The sequence below is a fragment of the Oleidesulfovibrio alaskensis DSM 16109 genome (assembly GCF_000482745.1).
GTDB lineage: Bacteria > Desulfobacterota > Desulfovibrionia > Desulfovibrionales > Desulfovibrionaceae > Oleidesulfovibrio > Oleidesulfovibrio alaskensis.
Genome location: NZ_AXWQ01000005.1, coordinates 106,947 through 123,930, shown reverse-complemented (window position 1 = coordinate 123,930; position 16,984 = coordinate 106,947). Strand labels below are relative to the sequence as shown.

The following is a 16,984-nucleotide window of genomic DNA, read 5'->3' as shown; positions in this document are numbered from 1 at the left end:
GGGAGTTCCTTATGGACAAGGACAGCACCGGTATACTGTATCTTGAGAGCCGCAGGCTGGTCAAACGCTGGAGCGGACCGTGGCCTGCTCTGGTCAACACGCTTGTGATGGCGGTGTTTTTTTACATCACGTGGTGGATTTTTCAGGACCCGCGGGGCGTATTCCGTCTTTATACGCCGTATGTGGGCTATATGGTCTGCCGCTGGATGCTCATTCTTTTCATCTGGCTTGCGTATATTTTCGACTTCTGGCCGTTTAAACGGTCGTGGCTGGAGCGTACGCATCCCGTCGTCAAGGGAACGGTGCTCACACTGGTAAGTGTGGCCGCCATGTTTGTGCTTATCAAGGGCTTTTTCATCGAACTGCTGGGTAACTACGGCATAGCGTATTTCAACCCTTCGCGGCTTGAAGAAATGGGAATCACCGAGTTTTATGCCCTTGAATACGCAACTGAAGCCATCATGATGTTTGCAGCCATTGCTTCGTGGCTTTCACCCAGCTGGGTGGTCGCCTGCGAGGGGGCTCCGTGGAACAAGCTGAAGCAGCCGGCCAAGGGGCTTACCATAATGGTCGTGACGTTCTTCCTGAGCATGGTTGTCTATTTTGTGACCATGCACTCACACATGGCCATCTTGTTCTACCCGTGGCAGCAGTACACAGCCATTACCCCGCCGTACTGGGAAACTTTTGCCAATACGGTTTCAGGCAACTTCCACATTGCGTGGATCATGTGCTGCACTGTTGTTGTCTGGCAGTTTGAAACCATCTGGGAAAGGTATCCCTTTAACCTGATCAAAACCGACTGGCTGCGCCGCACCGCATCCTTCTTCGGTATTATTCTGATAGCTCTGGCACTGTGCTTTTTCCTGTACTACGCGCAGGATCTTGTATGGGGCGAAACCGTACGCGGTACGCGCCGTCTGGCCGCACCTGACTGGCGCTGGCTGCATGTGGGTGAAATGGCCATTTTCTGGCTGGTACCCACCCTGTTTCTTAATTTCTACTGCGGCAACTGGCCCAACAACTTCAGCCGTCCGGTACGGGTGTGCATCCGCACGTTCCTGACCGCTGCGCTGGCCGTACTGGTATACGTTGTCTACTACAAAACGTCGCACCTTTTCCTGGGAACGCAGAAGGGCTTTTCTCATCCGCAGCAGTTCCCCATGATTCCCATGATCTGGCTCATCAATATCTTTTTGATCAACGTCTGGTTCATGGACGGCTGGCCGGGATGGAAGGCTGTGCCCAGAACAGCTGAAGAACTGCAGGAAGTGGAAGACGAAAAGGTTGCCAGTGATGTTCGCTGGTCGCCTGCTCTGGCAAAAGGCCTTGCCGTGGGCATTGCCTGCGGTGTGGGGCTGTATGCCGTAGTGGTGGGTGTCCTGCCGTGGATAGGGCAGACCGTGCAGATAATTAAATAAAGGAAAGCGCAGGAGTATATGATGAAAGAAAACAATATGAGCCGGCGCGACTTTGTGAAAGGTGTGGCCACCGGTGTCTGCGCTGGTGCCTTTGCCTCCATGGGCCTTTATTCCTATACCGGTGCGGCCTACGACAGACTGCCTAAGTCGGAAAGAAAGTTTCATGATTTCGGTGCTGTGCGCAGCGTGAAAGTTGTGAACATTTCCGAGACAAGCTGGTTCAGCAATGCTGACCTGATCGGAGACATTCATGCTGCCGGCGGCCTGCTGGTAAACCAGTACACGCTTAACTGGGCACCTTTTGCCAATGGTAAAGGCACTGCAAAGGGTTCGTATGATTCCGGTCTGGCAAGCATCAAAGATCTTATTCCCCATGATCTGGAAAAAGCGTGGGATATCCAGCGCAAGCTGGCTCTGCACCCTGAAAACCCCGGCGGTTTTTCATGCCTGCTGGAAGTGGAAGCTCTGGACGGCACAAAGCATAATTACCTGCTGGACAGCGGCTGGTCCTACGAATGGATGGATAAGAGCTTCAAGCGGGAAGGCATCGACAAGATGCTTGAGGCCCGGCAGATTGAGGGGCTGTTCATTTCGCATGAACACTGGGATCATTTCTGGGGACTGCCCGTCACCATGAAGTATGACAACCGTATTCCGCTGTACATACACGACGGCTTTTACAAAGAAGGGCTGCAGTACATAAAGGACAGCGGGTACAAGGGAACACCTTTCATACAGAAGGAACCCTTGCATCAGGTCATGCCGGGCATGGCAGTGGTGAAGTTCGATGTGCCCATCATCAACCGCGTGTTCGGCGAAACGTCTCTGGCCTTCAATGTGAAGGACAAAGGCCTTGTGCTCATCTCGGGTTGCTGCCATCAGGGCATTCTGCAGATGGCCGACTTTGCCTATACCGACCTTAAATACGATAATGACAAGTTCTACGGCATCTACGGCGGGCTGCACATATCGCCCTTCGAAGACTGGGATCCCAAGTACGACGATCTGGTGATCTCGCTGGGCAAGTGGAACTTCGACCGCATCGGCTGCAACCATTGCACCGGCCACCTGACCGCCAGAAAGTTCATAGAGCGCGGCTATCCCGTGGTACGCGGGTCGGCGCGGTTCCGTTCGTCTTCGCCTGATTATCTGGGCAACGGCGATACCATTACCTTCTAGGCTGTGTAACCGGGCGGGGCATATGCTCCGCCCGTTTTCGGGTTTCGTTATGCTTACAGATTTTTTCATGCCGCCATCGGGCGGGGCAGCCACAGCCGGCCAGTTGTGTGCTCTGCCGGCCAATGCCATTGCCGTAGCCTGCCGTGATGACCGCTTCAGGCGGCTGGTGCGCTGGCTCGGGCTGGCCCGCTGTCAGGGGGCGGAAGGTGCTTTTACCTGCCGTGTGGCTGATATGCCGGGAGTGTTCGGGCTGGCATGCGAAGAAGTATGCTCTTCGGGCTGCACTCAGCAGGCGCGTTTCGGCATTTATTATTTTCCCCATGCGGACGAGCAGCTGTGTGATGCCATGCGGCTTGATGCTGCTGTACTGACGCAACATACGGCCTATGCGGCACGGGTGCGCGGCTTTGCCACCGATCCTGATTTTGCGGGGCTGTTCCGAACCGGAACACTGGATGTTCTGTATGGTTCCGTGCCTGCGGCTTTCGGTTTGCGGCTTGTGGCTGAAAACAGGCTGCGGATACGCTGCGATGCCGGATTGTACAGTGAAGAAACCGGCTGGGTGGTTGAGCCGGGCGGGCTGGAAGAAGACCTGCCTGCGCTGCTGTTGTCCAGAAGGATTTATGATGTGCTGGGCGCGGCTCTTTCTGCATGTCTGCAGGAAGCCCCTGTGTTTTTTTCGCGCACGGAGTATGGCTGCGGACTGCGGCACAGACAGGCTGACGGCAGTGTCAGGCTTGACGAACGGGCGGAAGGAGCCGATGCCGGGCGCCGTACCGGCGAACTGCTTGTCTGGGGTAACGTCGGCAGTCTGACTGCAGACATTGACGCGGGCCCTCAGCCGGGCGCAGAGGTGTTGTCATATGTTGCCTGCACTGACTGCAACGTGCAGAAAGGAAACATGCCGGAAGAAGTGGCGGCGGCCCCCTGCTGGGTGGCGCATGATCTTGAATCGGAAGCCTGCGGCCGCATGCATCCGGTGCTCAACGACAGGCGACCTGCCCTTGTGGCGGTCAGCGGTTTTCTGGGGTCCGGAAAAACAACTTTTCTCAACAACTGCATAGAATACCACCGTGCCCGCGAACGCTTTGTGGCTGTTATTCAGAATGAAATGGGGGCTACCGGCGTCGACGGGCATCTGCTGGGCGATTCCGCGTCTGTTCTGGCACTGGATGAAGGCTGTGTGTGCTGCACTCTGGCAGGCAGTCTGGCTGCGGGGGTGCGTGATCTGACAGCGCGTTTCAACCCTCAGGTGATTCTGCTGGAAACAACAGGACTTGCCAATCCGCTGAACCTGCTGGAGGAAATGGGCTCGCTTCGTGAGCTTGTGCGGCTGGAATGCATGGTAACCGTTGTGGATGCCGCAAACGGAATTTCGACGCTGTCTGACAGCGAAGTCGCCCGCGACCAGATACGGGGGGCAGATGTCGTCGTCTGCAATAAATGTGATGTGGCCGGGCCGCAAGCCGTTGCCGCCCTGAAGGACGCTGTGCAGGGCCTTAACCCCAGAGCAATGATTCATACGACGGAGTTCGGCAGCGTGCATCCCGCACTGTTTATGGATGCCGGCGAAGGCAGAAGCGGCAGCGGCCTGATGCCGGCCGTACCCGCGGCGCATGCCGACCACAGACACGAAGGCTACGGCGCTGTACGTTTTTTCATGCCGCGCCCCGTTTCGCGGGAGCAGCTGCGGCAGGCTGTGCAGCAATGCCCGGGGCAACCGTTCCGCATCAAGGGGATAGTAACCTCGGCAGGGCAGGACGCAGACCTGCGGGAGAGTCTGCTGGTCCAGCATGTGGCTGGCAGGACGGATTTTGAACTGTTGGGTGGTTTTGAGGGAAAGCCCTTTGTGGTTGTCATCGGTAAAAACCTTGATGACGAAGCGCTGTACAGTCATTGGCAGCGGCTGGGAGCAACGCGGGAATAAAGCCGTGTTGCGGGAGCGTAAAGTACGGCACGCAGGAACAGGCTGAAAAAAACGGCCTTGCGGAGCTGTTGATAAGAGCACACCGGCAGCGGCGGAAAAGCGGCTGCCGGTGTGCTCTTATCGTTACGGGCGGATGGCGGGGAAGTGCGTCCTGATATGCGCTTCGTAGCGTGACAGGTCGTTCAGAATTTCCGGATTTTTCACCACATCATGACAACTGAACGTGGGCAGTGGCTCCATGCCGAAAAAACGGAAATTCAGGTGCATGGGCCAGAAAAGATCATCCACGCTTTTTCCCTCAAAGAATTTCTGCGCCGGATCACCGAATGCGTCTGCCGGAGCATTGAATGTCAGGGAAAGAAGATATTTTTTCCCCGTCATGGTACCGCCGGAACCATACTGGCGGGCAGGGTCTTTGCGTGTTCTGCCGTCGCCGTTGCACAGCCGTCCGTCAGTTCCCGCCGTATAGACCAGATCCATATATTTTTTAAAGCTCCACGGCATGCCCATCCAGTTGACCGGCGACTGGACAATGACGGCATCCGCCGTACGGTGTTTCTCCAGCTCGGTATCCACGTCATAGTCATCCGTCATGGTCGTTTTCTGTACGGAATATCCGTTGGCAGTAAGTGTGCTCCGGGCGATTTCCACCAGAGATCCGTTCAGCTTTCCCTGAGAAAAACTGTAATATTCATGTGCATTAAGTATCAGAATGTTTTTCATTGCCGGCTCCTGCCGTAAACGGCGTGCTGTTTTGTGTCAGAATGACATTGCATTATAGCACGCTCCGGCTGCCTGCTGTCAATGCAGGGCCTTTGTGGCAGATGCCTTTGCGGCGGACGGTAACCGGTCAGGGGGCAGAGCGGGGGATGAAAGCGAAGACTACGGAAGGGAGCAGACCGGCCATACATGAAATTCCGGCGCAGCGGCGTGCCCCACACCCACGGCTCCTTTTTCCATATACAGGCAATACTGCCAGCCTTTTTCGTAACCGCTGGATGTGCAGGACCAGTACGCCGGACGCACGGCATCAAACGGGTGACCGCTGGTAAGCGCCGGGTAAGCACGCGAACAGTCGGTCAGCAGTTCCAGTTCATCAATAGTCGGCAGCCGCCAGTTTCTGCCGGTTTCCTGAGCAAAGCGTGTCACCGCCCGCAGTGCTTCGGCGTAAGTTGTTGCTCCGCCTGTCAGGTCGGCGCAACGTGACCACAAAAGACCGCTGACAGTATCGGACACTCCGCCACCTTCTGCGGAAAAACGGCGTGTGTCCCAGCACAGGCCCGTCCTGAGACTTCCATCCTGCCCGGACCCCTCACAGGGGACGGGATGCCCGTGTGTGTTATGGCACTGCTGCTGCCCTGTGGCGTGCAGTACTGGCGATATTCCCCTGACAGGCCAGAGAAAAGAGTCTTCTGTCTTTTTGCCGTAGAACATGCGCCCGCCGGAAAACTGCACCCGCCATGCATACTCCGGCAGCGCGGCAAAGGTGGTGCTGCTCCAGTACCAGCCGGACCAGATGCGCAGGAACGGATTGCCGGAAGCCACTGCGGGGTTGCTGGCTGCAGTATCGATGAGCGAAAAAAGTTCACGCCGGTTTGGCAGCCGCCAGTCGTTAAAGCCACCTTCCTGCCGCTTGTTGAGACCTTCAATGTACTCCAGCGATTCTGCCCAGCTCATGGGAAAATCCGGCAGACATGCGTCCCGCGTCCACATCAGGCCCGTCCGCGTATCCTGTACTGTTTTCAGGGCCGGATTGTCTCTGCTGATGAACCGTTGTGTCATCTGTTGTCCTGCTTGCCGTCCGGGGCAGGGGTTTCATGGTTTTCTTTATACCGGCCGTAGTTACGGGCGTGCCGGACAAGACAGGTGAACAGGCTGCGTTGTGAATTGTGCTGAGGCATGTATTCCGGATGCCATTGCACTCCGACGAAAAAAGGCTTTTTTTCATCAATGATGGCCTGCGTCACCCCTGCTTCGTCTCTGGCAGCCACCGAAAGTCCCGTGCCCAGCCTGTCCACAGCCTGATGATGCAGCGCATTCACCTTAAGCGAGGTGTACGGAAAAAAGCTTTGCAGATGCGAGCCTTTGACAATGAAAATACGCTTGTGAGGCAGCACTGTATGAGGGTGTCGGACGTCTTCGTAAAAGTCGGCGATGCTCTGATGCAGTGAACCGCCCCGCACGACGTTGATGAGCTGCATACCCCGGCAGATGCCGAGCACCGGCATTCCCAGCGTTTCTGCCTGAGTAATGAGAGACATTTCAAGTGCATCCCGCGGGCGGTCATGGCGGGGAGCCTGTTTCAGGCTCAGCAGGCGCCGGAGCAGAAAAAGAAAAACCGGCAGGATAACGGAGCCTGCAACCCTTTTGAGCAGATGCCGCGGCGGGAGAATGCCTGTTTTTTTCTTCTGTTGGGGCTGTTGTCCGTACAGTTCGGGAAAAACATCGGAGCCGCCGCTGACAATCAGTCCTTCAGCCGTGCACAGCGGCGGAGATTTGGCAGGTGTGGCCCGCAAAGCTCTGCCGCCGGCAAGCGCGACCCCCAGCTTTATGAACCACCAGGCGGCAATGCCGCCGGCGTCGGGAGTTGAAACCAGAATCACGGGCCGTTTCATCGCGAAAGCCATTCTCCCAGTTCGCTCAGCAGGCACCCAAGGCCGGGCGGCGTGGCCAGAAACGCGTCGCACACTCTGCGCAGCTCTGTTTTGTCCGCTGCCAGCTGCTCCACGCTGACCCAACGGTTCCATTCCAGCGCCATGCTCCAAGCCGGTTCATCTATACGGCAGTCGGGCATGCGGTAGTGAAATGTGGGGCGCGGTTTTACAAGGTGGGGTTCTTCAACCCGGCTCATGACGCGTCCGGCATCCAGAAAGGCAAAAGCGCAGGTCATATCCAGAGGGCGGTTGCGGGTGGGGTTGTACCGCAGGTAATCGTCAATAAGCCGGTTCTGGTCGGGGGTATAGTCCGCATGCAGTACCATGCGGACGTACTTTTCGGGAAAACTGTCGATAAACGGGGAAAGACGGCGCGAAATATCCACGTCGATTTCCTGTTCAAGCCACTGTTGCAGCACAAAAAAAGCCCGCATGTGATCCAGTATGTCCTGCGGACGGAAACTGGGCAGTTCCGGATTGAACTGCATGGCGAATGCGTACAGCAGTGAATCTCTGGTGCCCCGGGCCGCCCGTCTGCGCAGCATGCTTTCCAGCGGACGCAGTTCGTTCAGTTCGTCCAGCGGTACCGGAGGCATAACCAGCTCAAAGGGAACCGCCACCGAGGCAAGCTTCAGCAGCAGCGAGTCGAGAGAACGGGCTGTGTCCGGTTCCAGCCGGACCCCCAGATCTGCAAGGAATTCTTTGTATTTTTCGCTTTTGAGCTGCGATGCATCCACTTCCAGTGTGAAATCGCCGAAGCGTGTTCCGCTGATTTCGTACACAAAGCTGCTCCGGCGCGACACGGCACCGCCATACAGCGCCGCCACATCCTGCGCCACATCCTCCAGTTCCACGCCTGTGAACTCCAGTTCGAACCCGACCCTGCGCATGGTTCCCTGTTCGTTCAGCAGTGCGGGGGGCAGTGAAAAAACGTGTTTTTTATGCATGGTATTATTCATAATTTTTTATTGTTTTCAAAACGATTGTGCGTTGATGGTAACAGCAATTCATGTCTTTTGCGAGGGGCAGGGCGGAGCGGCTTTCTACTGCCGGTTCTTTGTGTAAGTGATTGTTGACCTTGTGCCACCGGCAGGCTAGATGTAACAAAAAAGGTAAATTTGTAGCACAATAAGCGGATGCCGGAGGAGACTGTATGCGCATGATTTCGGTTGTCACGGCCCTGTTGGTGGTTCTGTTCGGTTTTTCAGGTGCCCGGGCTGCGCTGTCCCTGCCGGCTGTGCACGATGCTGCAGGAAAGGCTCTTGCCGTACCGGTTCCCGTGCAGCGGGTTATCTGTTCGGGCTCGGGTTGTCTGCGCTTGCTGACATACCTTCAGGCTCAGCATATGGCCGTGGCGGTGGACGATATCGAAGTCCGCAGAGACCGTTTTGACGCCCGGCCATACGCTCTTGCCAACCCTTCATTTAAAAATCTTCCCGTATTCGGGCAGTTCCGCGGATACGACAACCCGGAACGCATTCTTATGCTTGCGCCTCAGCCGCAGGTTGTTTTTAAAACCTACACAAGCTCCATGGGGTACGATCCCCTTGAGCTGCAGCAAAAAACCGGCATTCCCGTGGTGGTGCTCAATTATGGCGATCTTGGAGCCGGACGCCAGCATCTGTATGACAGCCTGCGCATGATGGGGCATGTGGTGGGTAAGACCGGCCGTGCCGAAGAAGTAATCACTTTTTTTGAAAACGCCATTGCCGATCTGCAACGGCGGACCGCCGGCATTGCGGAAAATATGCGGCCGTCTGTTTTTGTGGGGGGGATAGCTTTCAAGGGTCCGCACGGGTTTCAGTCCACCGAGCCTGCTTACCCGCCTTTCAGTTTTGTAAATGCACGCAACCTTGCCGGGCAGGATGCCGTAGGCAGCAGGCTGCAGCATTCTGACGTTTCCCGTGAAAAAATTGTCCAATGGAATCCCGACTACCTCTTTGTCGATCTGTCTACTCTCCGGCTGGCGGACAAAGCCAACGGTATAGAAGAGCTTCGTTCCGACCCTGCATATGCGACGCTGAGTGCGGTGCGGCAGGGGCGTGTGTTCGGCCTGCTGCCGTACAACTGGTACACGCAGAATTACGGTTCCATACTTGCCAATGCCTACTATATCGGCTCCGTGCTGTATCCCGAACGTTTTGCCGACGTGGATCCCGCAGCAAAAGCTGATGAGATTTATACGTTTCTTGTGGGTAGTCCCGTTTTTGACCAGTTGAACAGATCCTTTGATGGGCTTGCATACAGAGCGGTTCCGGTGAACTGACATGCATTTTCATGACGGAAAGGTTCCCGAAGAGTACCGCCGGTATATATGGGCCAAGGTTGTGTTTCTGTGTGGTGTTTCTGCAGCGCTGCTGGCAGCGCTGGTTGTCTCCGTCAGCTCAGGGGCGGCGGATATCCCGCTGGGTTCTGTTGTCCGCAGCCTTGCCGGACTGGGAGCCGATGCCCGTACCGAGGCCATAATCTGGAACATCCGCCTGCCGCAGGCTCTTTCCGCCATTGTGGCCGGAGCGGGGCTGGCTGTGGCAGGTGCGGCCATGCAGGCCATATTGCGCAACCCGCTCGGGTCACCGTTCACGCTGGGTATTTCGCATGCGGCAGCCTTTGGCGCGGCTTTTTCGGTAATGGTGCTCGGCGGCGGGGCCATGACATCCACAGCCGCGGGTGCCGTCAGTGTCACTTCGCCGCTGATGACGACAGCGGCGGCCTTTGCATGCAGCCTTTCCGCTGCGCTGGTCATTATCGCTGTTTCCCGTCTGCGCGGGGCTTCTCCCGAAACCATGGTCTTGACCGGCGTTTCGTTGGGAGCTCTTTTTACCGCGGGAACCATGTTTCTCCAGTTTTTCGCTGACGATGTGCAGCTTGCGGCCATCGTGTTCTGGACATTTGGCGATACGGCACGGGCCACGTGGACAGAGCTGGCGGTTCTGGCCCTGACAACGGCGGCATGCAGTGTATATTTTTTATCCAACGTATGGAATTACAACGCCATAGATGCCGGAGACGAAACTGCCATGGGGCTGGGAGTACGCGTGGGCAGGGTGCGGCTGACAGGCATGCTTGTGGCCAGTCTGCTGACGGCGGTCATCATAGCGTTTCTGGGAATCATCGGCTTTGTGGGGCTGGTGGTGCCGCATATGGTCAGACGTGTCATAGGGGCCGATCACCGTTTTCTGTTGCCTGCATCCGTGGCGGGCGGCGCGCTGATTCTGCTGGTTTCCGACACTGCGGCCCGTCTGATTCTGGCGCCGCATGTTCTTCCGGTATCGGTACTTACCTCATTCATGGGGGCACCGGTGTTTATCTGGCTGATTATCAGGGGGCGTAAAGTCTAGGAGGCCGTAGTGCTGAATGTAAGTGATGTTTCGTTCGCCTATAACGGCAGGCACGTTCTGCGGGGCATTGCTTTCGGCGTGCAGCCGGGGGAACTGGTGGCCGTTCTGGGGCCTAACGGGGTGGGAAAGACCACCCTGCTGCGGTGCATCAACGCCATCCACCGTCCCACAGGCGGCGCGGTATGGGTTGAGGGAAAAGACGTGCTTGCCATGAGTCCACACGAGGTGGCGCTGGGCATAGGCTATGTGGCGCAGCGCTCCGAGGCGGCGCGGCTGACGGTGTTTGATGCGGTGCTGATGGGCCGCAAGCCCCATATCCGCTGGAAGGTGCAGGAGCATGACCTGAGCATTACCGACGGAGCCATCCGCAGGCTCGGACTGAAAGAACTTGCATTGCGGTACATTGACCAGCTGAGCGGCGGCGAGCTGCAGAAGGTGTGCATAGCGCGGGCTCTGGTGCAGGAACCGTCACTGCTTCTGCTGGATGAACCTACAAGTTCTCTCGACCTGCGCAGTCAGGTGGAAATAATGCGCATGCTGCGTCATGTAATTGATGATCATGGCATTGCTGCCGTGATGACGATGCATGATCTGAACACGGCATTGCGATATGCCGATAAAGCTGTTTTTGTCAAAGAAGGCAGAGTGTTTGCCGAGGTCGCCGCGCAGGAGGTCTGTGCTTCGGTCATTGAGGCTGTGTATGACCTGCCTGTGACAGTGCATAGCCTGAACGGGTACCCTACCGTGGTGCCCAAAGCGTAAGGAGGCGGAGATGACATGCGGATTTTCTACTGAACTGCTGGAAAGGGTGGAAGCCTTTCATGGGCACCGCTGCCCGGGGCTTGCCATCGGCGTGCGCGCCGCTGAACTTGCGCTGAACACTCTGGGCAGCGGGCAGGATGTTGATATGGTGTCCGTGGTGGAAACGGACATGTGCGGGGTGGATGCTATCCAGTTCATCACCGGTTGTACGCTGGGCAAGGGAAATTTGATCCATCGCGATTACGGCAAGATGGCTTTTTGTTTTTATGACAGAACTTCCGGCAGAGGTATACGCGCGGTGTTGCGTCCGGAGGCAAGAGGTGCCGGTGCGTTGCGCATGGCGGAACTGATGAAGATGCGGGCGCAGGCGGAACTGACCTCTGAAATGCAGGCAGAGCTTTCCGCTCTGCGCGATGCGCAGGAAAAACAGTTTTACACGTTACCGCTGGAAGAGATGTTCAGCGTTTCAGGGTGGGATATGGCTCCCAGACCGGCAGCCGTGCTTGCGAGTCTTGAATGCGCGGAATGCGGTGAGCATGTGATGGAGTCGCGTACCCGCCGTTTCGGGGGGCGTACGCTCTGCATACCGTGTTTCATGGACGTCGAGCAGAAAATATGAACTGTTTTTTTACCGTGAAGCCTCTCCGGCAGTCGCCGGAGAGGCTTTTTTGTTGACGGTCTTGTAACATAAACATGATTGAGAATTTCTATCAGCTAATGTAGCCTGCGCGTCTTCTGCCGTGCGCAGGGTGTTTTTTTCTGTCATGTCAGGCCATCTACCGGGAGGGTTGTATGCTGAGACACATGTCCATAGCCATGAAGCTGGTACTCGGCTTCGGAGGGGTTTTGCTGCTTGTAGGGGCTGTTTCGCTGATTTCCCTTACAGGGCAGCGCACTTTGATGACTGCTTCTGAAACAACTGGTGCTGTTCACGGCGTCATGGAAGATATGCTGCGGTCACGTCTGCAGGTGGTCTACTACATGATGACTGCGGATACGGGGCATGCGGGCAATTTTAAAGATACAGGCGAGCACATTAATGCCGCACTTGCTGCGTTGCATGCACAGGCTTTATCAGAGCATGAAACGCAGCGGTATATCATGCTGCGCCAGAAATATGAGTCTTACGCCTCTGTTTTTGCACAGTACATCACAGCCCAGAAAGCCTATGAAGAGGAACTTGCCAGAATGATCGCTGTGGCACAGACACTGGGCAAAGATCTGGACAAGCTGCAGGTCGTTTCAGAACATACACCGGAAGTAGGGACCGTATCTGCGGGAACTGCAGAGGATGCCGTTGAGAAGGAACGGGTGCAGGGGCAGGTACTGGCCGGATTTCTGCGTTCGCGTATCGCGGTGCTTTCTTTCCTGCAGCGGCAGGATCCGGCGCTGCTTCGGGACGTTTACGCCGCTCTTGATGATGTGCTGGCGGGCATGCACGACCTTGCCGCAATGTCCGGTTCCGTGCAGGAACGTAAAACCGTGGAAGCTCTTGCCGATAGCGTCACGAGCTATCGTAGCGGTGTATCTGTTTTTGAACAGGTAAGCAGACAGCAGAAGGAATACGGTGCCGCAATGACCGCTGTGGCGGATGAGGTGGCTGCCATTGTGAAGTCTGTTCTGGAAGAACAGCAGGCATCCATGGACGCGCAGACGGCTGCCGCCCGGCGTATGCTGCTGGGCATGGCTGCCGGGGCGCTCCTTCTTGGTGTTCTGTCGGCGTTTTTCATTATCCGTTCCATCCGGCGCGGGCTTGGACAGGCTGTGCAGGTGGCCGACGCAGTGGCCGTCGGCGATGCCGGAGTGGTAATTGATGCCGGTGGCAGTGACGAAATAGGCACGCTCATGTCCGCCATGCAGCGAATGGTGGACGCTCAGCAGCAGGTGGCGGACGTGGCCGGACATCTTGCGCACGGGCGTCTTGATGTAAGTGTCACGCCGCGTTCGGATAAAGACGCTCTGCTTCTTGCACTGCGCGATATGGTGGATGCCGAGCATAAGGTTGCGGGTGTGGCGGATGCTCTGGCAGCGGGCGATTTACGCGTCAGCCTGTCACTGCGTTCCGATGAGGACAGGTTGTTTGCCTCGCTGGCGACCATGGTGAACCGTTTCACCGCGGTGGTGCGGGACGTGCAGCAAAGCGCGGAAAACGTATCGGCGGGAAGTGAGGAGCTGAGTGCAACGGCCGAGGCGCTTTCACAGGGGGCAACGGAGCAGGCTGCTTCGGTGGAGCAGTGCTCTGCATCTACCGAGCAGATGGCAGCCCGGATTGCCCAGAATGCGGAAAATGCCAAAGCTACCGAATGCATTGCCGCTGACGCAGCCAGAGATGCCAGAGAATCGGGCAAAGCGGTGGCAGAGACCGTGGCGGCCATGCGTGAAATTGCCAGCAAGATTTCCATTATTGAGGAAATTGCAAGGCAGACCAACCTGCTGGCGCTGAATGCCGCCATTGAGGCTGCGCGTGCCGGAGAGCAGGGCAAAGGGTTTGCTGTCGTTGCTTCAGAAGTGCGTAAGCTGGCTGAACGGAGTCAGGCCGCCGCTGCAGAAATCAACGGTCTTTCGGCGTCGAGCATGGAAGTTGCCGAAAAAGCCGGTGAGCTTTTGAGCTCGCTTGTTCCGGCCATTGAAAAAACATCTGAGCTGGTGCAGGAAATTGCGGCAGCCAGCATGGAGCAGAGTGCCGGAGCCGAGCAGGTGAGCGAAGCTTTGCATCAGCTTGATCAGGTTGTGCAGCAGAATGCAGCGGCATCCGAAGAGGTGGCTTCCACTTCTGAGGAACTGGCGGCTCAGGCCGGGCAGCTGCAGCAGGCCGTGGCTTTTTTTCAGCTGGACGGAGGCATGGCCGGGGTGGTGTCTTCGGGAGGCACCGGCTCCGCTGCAGTTGTAAAACAAGTGCAGGCTGCGCCGGCAAAAGCGGCGGCGCCTGTAAGGATACGGCTGGACATGGAGAAAGCGCCGCAGGATGACGACCGCGAATTCGAGCGGTACTGATTCTTTCATCCGTATACATATGAACTCGTAAGGCTGCGGTATTGTTCCGCAGCCTTTTTTTCATGCAAGTTGCAACAGGCAGGGGCACAATGCCGTGATACCGCGTCTGTTAAGCAGAATACGCGGAATGCTGCGGTGCGGGATACAGGAAGGTACGCTGCCGTCAGCCTCCGGCAGGCAGCCGGTTCTGCGCGGCAGAGATGGTGCCGGTGTTGCACGACCGTCACATGCACCGGCGGCACATGTTTGTCTATGCCGGTTGGCAGGTGCATGCCGTTGCCTTGCCGCTGCCCAGCGGCGCCCGCCGGTCGGTCACATAGACATTGCCCTCCAGCGTTTTGGCAAAGTGTTTTATCTGCGCCGCACGTTCTCCGATTTCCTGCAGCGAGACGCTGCCGTGACATTCAATGACTGCCAGCGATACAGAAACAAGGCTGTACTGTCTTTCCACCCCGTCACGGCCCCGTGCGCGTATCCAGCCTTTTGCCAGATCTTTTTCGCAGTAGCACGAGCGCACCAGACGTTTGAAGCAGCGCACCACTGCCTGACATATTCTTTCCGCCCTGTCTGCATGCACGGCGCACACAAAGTCGTCGCCGCCGATATGCGCGGTAAAATCGCTGTCTGTGCCGTGCCGCCTTACAGCCCATGAAAGCAGGCGCGCCAGCAGCAGAATGACCCTGTCGCCGTTTTTAAATCCGTAGCTGTCATTGTAGCTTTTGAAGTTGTCCAGATCGGCATAGATAAGCGCAAAGCGCTGACCGGAATGCAGCCGACGCTCCATTTCTCTTTCCAGTGCCACATTGCCGGGCAGACCGGAGAGCGGGTTTGACCCTTTTGCCAGTTCCACCTGCACTTTTGCCAGCGTGTTGAGCAGGCTCTGCACTGATACCGCTCCGGTGAGTCTGCCTGCGCGGGTGACAAGAACATCATCGTACGCCTGCAGCTTTCCCCGCGCCATGGCTCTCTGGGCTGTGCATTCCACCGGCTCGTTTTCATCAACCACAAGCGGGGTATGGTCCATAACCGACGACACGGGCCGCTTGAAATACAGGGCCACACCGTACTGCGCCGACAACTGACGGTTCAGATGATAGTCCATGACAAGCCCCACCGGCCGCCCGTCATCGACCACGGCTATGCTGGTCATCGGATGGTGCTGTTCAAAAAGCTCGCGTACGGTACTTACTCTGGTGCTGCCCGTTACGCTGGTGACCGGCAGAGCAAGGTTGCCGGTGGGTACAGAGCAGCCCACAGGGTGCAATACCGTGCTGAAAGGCTGTATACGCAGCTTTTCAGGGCTGATTGTGATTGTCCTGCGGCCGGCGCACGGTCTGCCGAAATAAAACCCCTGTCCGAAATGCGCACCTGTTTCCGCCAGAGTCATGGCTTCCTCGCGGGTTTCAATGCCTTCGGCAATAACCCGCGAGCCTATTTTATCTGCCAGCGAAATCATGGTCTCCATCAGAGCCCGCCGGACAGGGTCTCTGTTGATGCCCCGTATCAGCGACATGTCCACCTTGATGAAATCGGGTGTTATTTCGGCAATGGAAGAAAGTCCGGAATACCCTGTTCCCGCATCGTCAATGGCTATTTTATAGCCTTGGCCCCTATAGTGGGCCAGTGTCTTGTAAAACAGGGTGAAGTTTCTGATGCTGTGGCGCTCCGTTATTTCCAGAACCACGTTTTGCGGGCTCAGCCCCGCAGCTTCCAGCATGTTACGGGTATTGCCAGTGGAAAAAGCCGGGTCTGTAAGCGTGCGGGGATGCACGTTGAGGAACAGCAGTTGTTCCGGTCCCAGCGTGCCTGCGCCGCGTACAGCGCTTTCGCGGCACAGGCGCTCAATGGCGAAAAGCTGTCCCAGTTCTTCGGCCATGTCGAACAGAATGAGAGGAGACTCGAAAACGGTGCCCTCCGGCCCCCGGGTAAGAGCCTCCCATGCGGCTGTTTCGCCTGTGCTCAGGTTGATGATGGGTTGATAAAGCGTCCGCAGTGATTTGCGGGCAAGTATGCTGCGCAATTCGCCTGCCATATGCAACTGACCGGCGTTCATACCCTGTTGCGCCAGCTGCCGCGCTTCGGCCAGGGCACTCATGAATCCGCGGGCCTGCCGGACGCTGTCTGCCGCCGGCTGACAGACTGCGCATCCTGCGTTTATCTGTATGCTTCTGCCTGTCCAGCGGACAGCCTCGGGCTCGATGCTGTTCTGGACCATAAGTCGGATGGTGTACGCTGTGTCGGCAAGATTGCCGCGCTGTGCGTTTTCAGCGGGAAATGCGGCGCATAGTTCGCCCGCTGACGGAGAAAACAGGACAGGTTTTGCGCCCTTCAGAGCAGGGGCTTTGTGCATGGCGGTTGCGGCCATGGTGATGATGTTGTCCGCCATCTCCTGACCGTACAGTTTACCCATGAGGCTGTGTTCGGGCAGTATGAGCAGGATGATATGCAGCGGGACTCCGCCCTTCAGCAGAGGCCGGACAGCCGAGTCGGGAGCTGTGTCCCCGTCAGCCCGGCCGGTTGTTAAGAGCGGCAGCGTTTCTTGCCTTGCCATGGATCCCCCCTTGGCTGACAGGCTGTGTTGTAAAGCTGGGATGTTATACGTTCAGGAACGCCGGAGACCGTGCCAGCTGTGTGACAATTGCAAAGCGATGCGGTGTCGCAGTGCGGCTTTGACTTTTCTTTCGGGCTGCCACCTGCTACGGTCGCGCC

The 16,984-nt window shown here is 57.0% G+C and carries 13 protein-coding genes; 8 read left to right on the top strand and 5 right to left on the bottom strand.

Annotated elements, in window-relative coordinates; genetic code table 11:
- The first annotated feature begins 11 nt into the window (after positions 1-11).
- Genes H586_RS0103425 through H586_RS17990 form a run of 3 tightly spaced genes read left to right on the top strand, consistent with a single transcriptional unit; the run spans position 12 to position 4,527 of the window.
- Complete coding sequence (locus H586_RS0103425; RefSeq protein WP_027181373.1) at positions 12-1,421, top strand: hypothetical protein; 1,410 nt, start codon at positions 12-14, stop codon at positions 1,419-1,421.
- Positions 1,422-1,442: 21 nt separating this feature from the next.
- Positions 1,443-2,600, top strand: coding sequence for an MBL fold metallo-hydrolase (locus tag H586_RS0103420; protein ID WP_011367568.1), 1,158 nt, complete (start codon positions 1,443-1,445; stop codon positions 2,598-2,600).
- A gap of 49 nt (positions 2,601-2,649) precedes the next feature.
- Positions 2,650-4,527: a CobW family GTP-binding protein gene (locus H586_RS17990; RefSeq protein WP_034618571.1), complete on the top strand. Its 1,878-nt coding sequence runs from the start codon at positions 2,650-2,652 to the stop codon at positions 4,525-4,527.
- Between the two features lie 123 nt (positions 4,528-4,650).
- On the opposite strand, the gene H586_RS0103410 is transcribed toward H586_RS17990, so the two are convergent.
- The 4 genes from H586_RS0103410 to H586_RS17980 form a co-directional block, all read right to left on the bottom strand.
- Positions 4,651-5,250, bottom strand: a complete 600-nt coding sequence (locus H586_RS0103410) for an NAD(P)H-dependent oxidoreductase (RefSeq protein WP_027181372.1) — start codon at positions 5,248-5,250, stop codon at positions 4,651-4,653.
- 159 nt (positions 5,251-5,409) lie between these two features.
- Complete coding sequence (locus H586_RS0103405; RefSeq protein WP_027181371.1) at positions 5,410-6,309, bottom strand: Lcl C-terminal domain-containing protein; 900 nt, start codon at positions 6,307-6,309, stop codon at positions 5,410-5,412.
- Positions 6,306-7,130 carry a gamma-glutamyl-gamma-aminobutyrate hydrolase family protein gene (locus tag H586_RS17985; protein WP_162147946.1) on the bottom strand — a complete coding sequence of 275 codons (825 nt, stop codon included), beginning with the start codon at positions 7,128-7,130 and terminating at the stop codon, positions 6,306-6,308. The genes H586_RS0103405 and H586_RS17985 overlap by 4 nt, the downstream gene beginning before the upstream one ends.
- An 8-nt stretch (positions 7,131-7,138) precedes the next feature.
- On the bottom strand, positions 7,139-8,128 hold the full coding sequence (locus H586_RS17980) for an amidoligase family protein (RefSeq protein WP_162147945.1): 990 nt from the start codon (positions 8,126-8,128) through the stop codon (positions 7,139-7,141).
- A 206-nt stretch (positions 8,129-8,334) separates the two neighbouring features.
- Between H586_RS17980 and H586_RS0103390 the strand changes: the two genes are divergently transcribed.
- The 5 genes from H586_RS0103390 to H586_RS20990 all read left to right on the top strand — a co-directional run bounded on the left by H586_RS0103390 (position 8,335) and on the right by H586_RS20990 (position 14,275).
- The gene (locus H586_RS0103390; RefSeq protein WP_027181370.1) at positions 8,335-9,447 is read left to right on the top strand and encodes an iron ABC transporter substrate-binding protein; all 1,113 of its coding nucleotides are present in this window, start codon (positions 8,335-8,337) and stop codon (positions 9,445-9,447) included.
- 1 nt (position 9,448) lies between these two features.
- On the top strand, positions 9,449-10,519 hold the full coding sequence (locus tag H586_RS0103385) for a FecCD family ABC transporter permease (protein WP_027181369.1): 1,071 nt from the start codon (positions 9,449-9,451) through the stop codon (positions 10,517-10,519).
- 9 nt (positions 10,520-10,528) lie between these two features.
- Complete coding sequence (locus tag H586_RS0103380) at positions 10,529-11,281, top strand: ABC transporter ATP-binding protein (protein WP_011367576.1); 753 nt, start codon at positions 10,529-10,531, stop codon at positions 11,279-11,281.
- 10 nt (positions 11,282-11,291) lie between these two features.
- Positions 11,292-11,900: an FmdE family protein gene (locus H586_RS0103375; protein WP_027181368.1), complete on the top strand. Its 609-nt coding sequence runs from the start codon at positions 11,292-11,294 to the stop codon at positions 11,898-11,900.
- A 173-nt stretch (positions 11,901-12,073) separates the two neighbouring features.
- Positions 12,074-14,275, top strand: coding sequence for a methyl-accepting chemotaxis protein (locus H586_RS20990; RefSeq protein ID WP_027181367.1), 2,202 nt, complete (start codon positions 12,074-12,076; stop codon positions 14,273-14,275).
- A gap of 250 nt (positions 14,276-14,525) precedes the next feature.
- Here H586_RS20990 and H586_RS0103365 read toward each other — a convergent pair whose 3' ends face one another.
- Positions 14,526-16,826: a GGDEF domain-containing protein gene (locus tag H586_RS0103365; protein WP_027181366.1), complete on the bottom strand. Its 2,301-nt coding sequence runs from the start codon at positions 16,824-16,826 to the stop codon at positions 14,526-14,528.
- Between the last annotated feature and the right edge of the window lie 158 nt (positions 16,827-16,984).

What these genes read in the sequence shown, in the direction of transcription:
- H586_RS0103425 (WP_027181373.1), top strand. Translation starts at nt 12, where the DNA reads ATGGACAAGGACAGCACCGGTATACTGTATCTTGAGAGCCGCAGGCTG.
- H586_RS0103420 (WP_011367568.1), top strand. Translation starts at nt 1,443, where the DNA reads ATGAAAGAAAACAATATGAGCCGGCGCGACTTTGTGAAAGGTGTGGCC.
- H586_RS17990 (WP_034618571.1), top strand. Translation starts at nt 2,650, where the DNA reads ATGCTTACAGATTTTTTCATGCCGCCATCGGGCGGGGCAGCCACAGCC.
- H586_RS0103410 (WP_027181372.1), bottom strand. Translation starts at nt 5,250, where the DNA reads ATGAAAAACATTCTGATACTTAATGCACATGAATATTACAGTTTTTCT.
- H586_RS0103405 (WP_027181371.1), bottom strand. Translation starts at nt 6,309, where the DNA reads ATGACACAACGGTTCATCAGCAGAGACAATCCGGCCCTGAAAACAGTA.
- H586_RS17980 (WP_162147945.1), bottom strand. Translation starts at nt 8,128, where the DNA reads ATGCATAAAAAACACGTTTTTTCACTGCCCCCCGCACTGCTGAACGAA.
- H586_RS0103390 (WP_027181370.1), top strand. Translation starts at nt 8,335, where the DNA reads ATGCGCATGATTTCGGTTGTCACGGCCCTGTTGGTGGTTCTGTTCGGT.
- H586_RS0103385 (WP_027181369.1), top strand. Translation starts at nt 9,449, where the DNA reads ATGCATTTTCATGACGGAAAGGTTCCCGAAGAGTACCGCCGGTATATA.
- H586_RS0103375 (WP_027181368.1), top strand. Translation starts at nt 11,292, where the DNA reads ATGACATGCGGATTTTCTACTGAACTGCTGGAAAGGGTGGAAGCCTTT.
- H586_RS20990 (WP_027181367.1), top strand. Translation starts at nt 12,074, where the DNA reads ATGCTGAGACACATGTCCATAGCCATGAAGCTGGTACTCGGCTTCGGA.
- H586_RS0103365 (WP_027181366.1), bottom strand. Translation starts at nt 16,826, where the DNA reads ATGGCAAGGCAAGAAACGCTGCCGCTCTTAACAACCGGCCGGGCTGAC.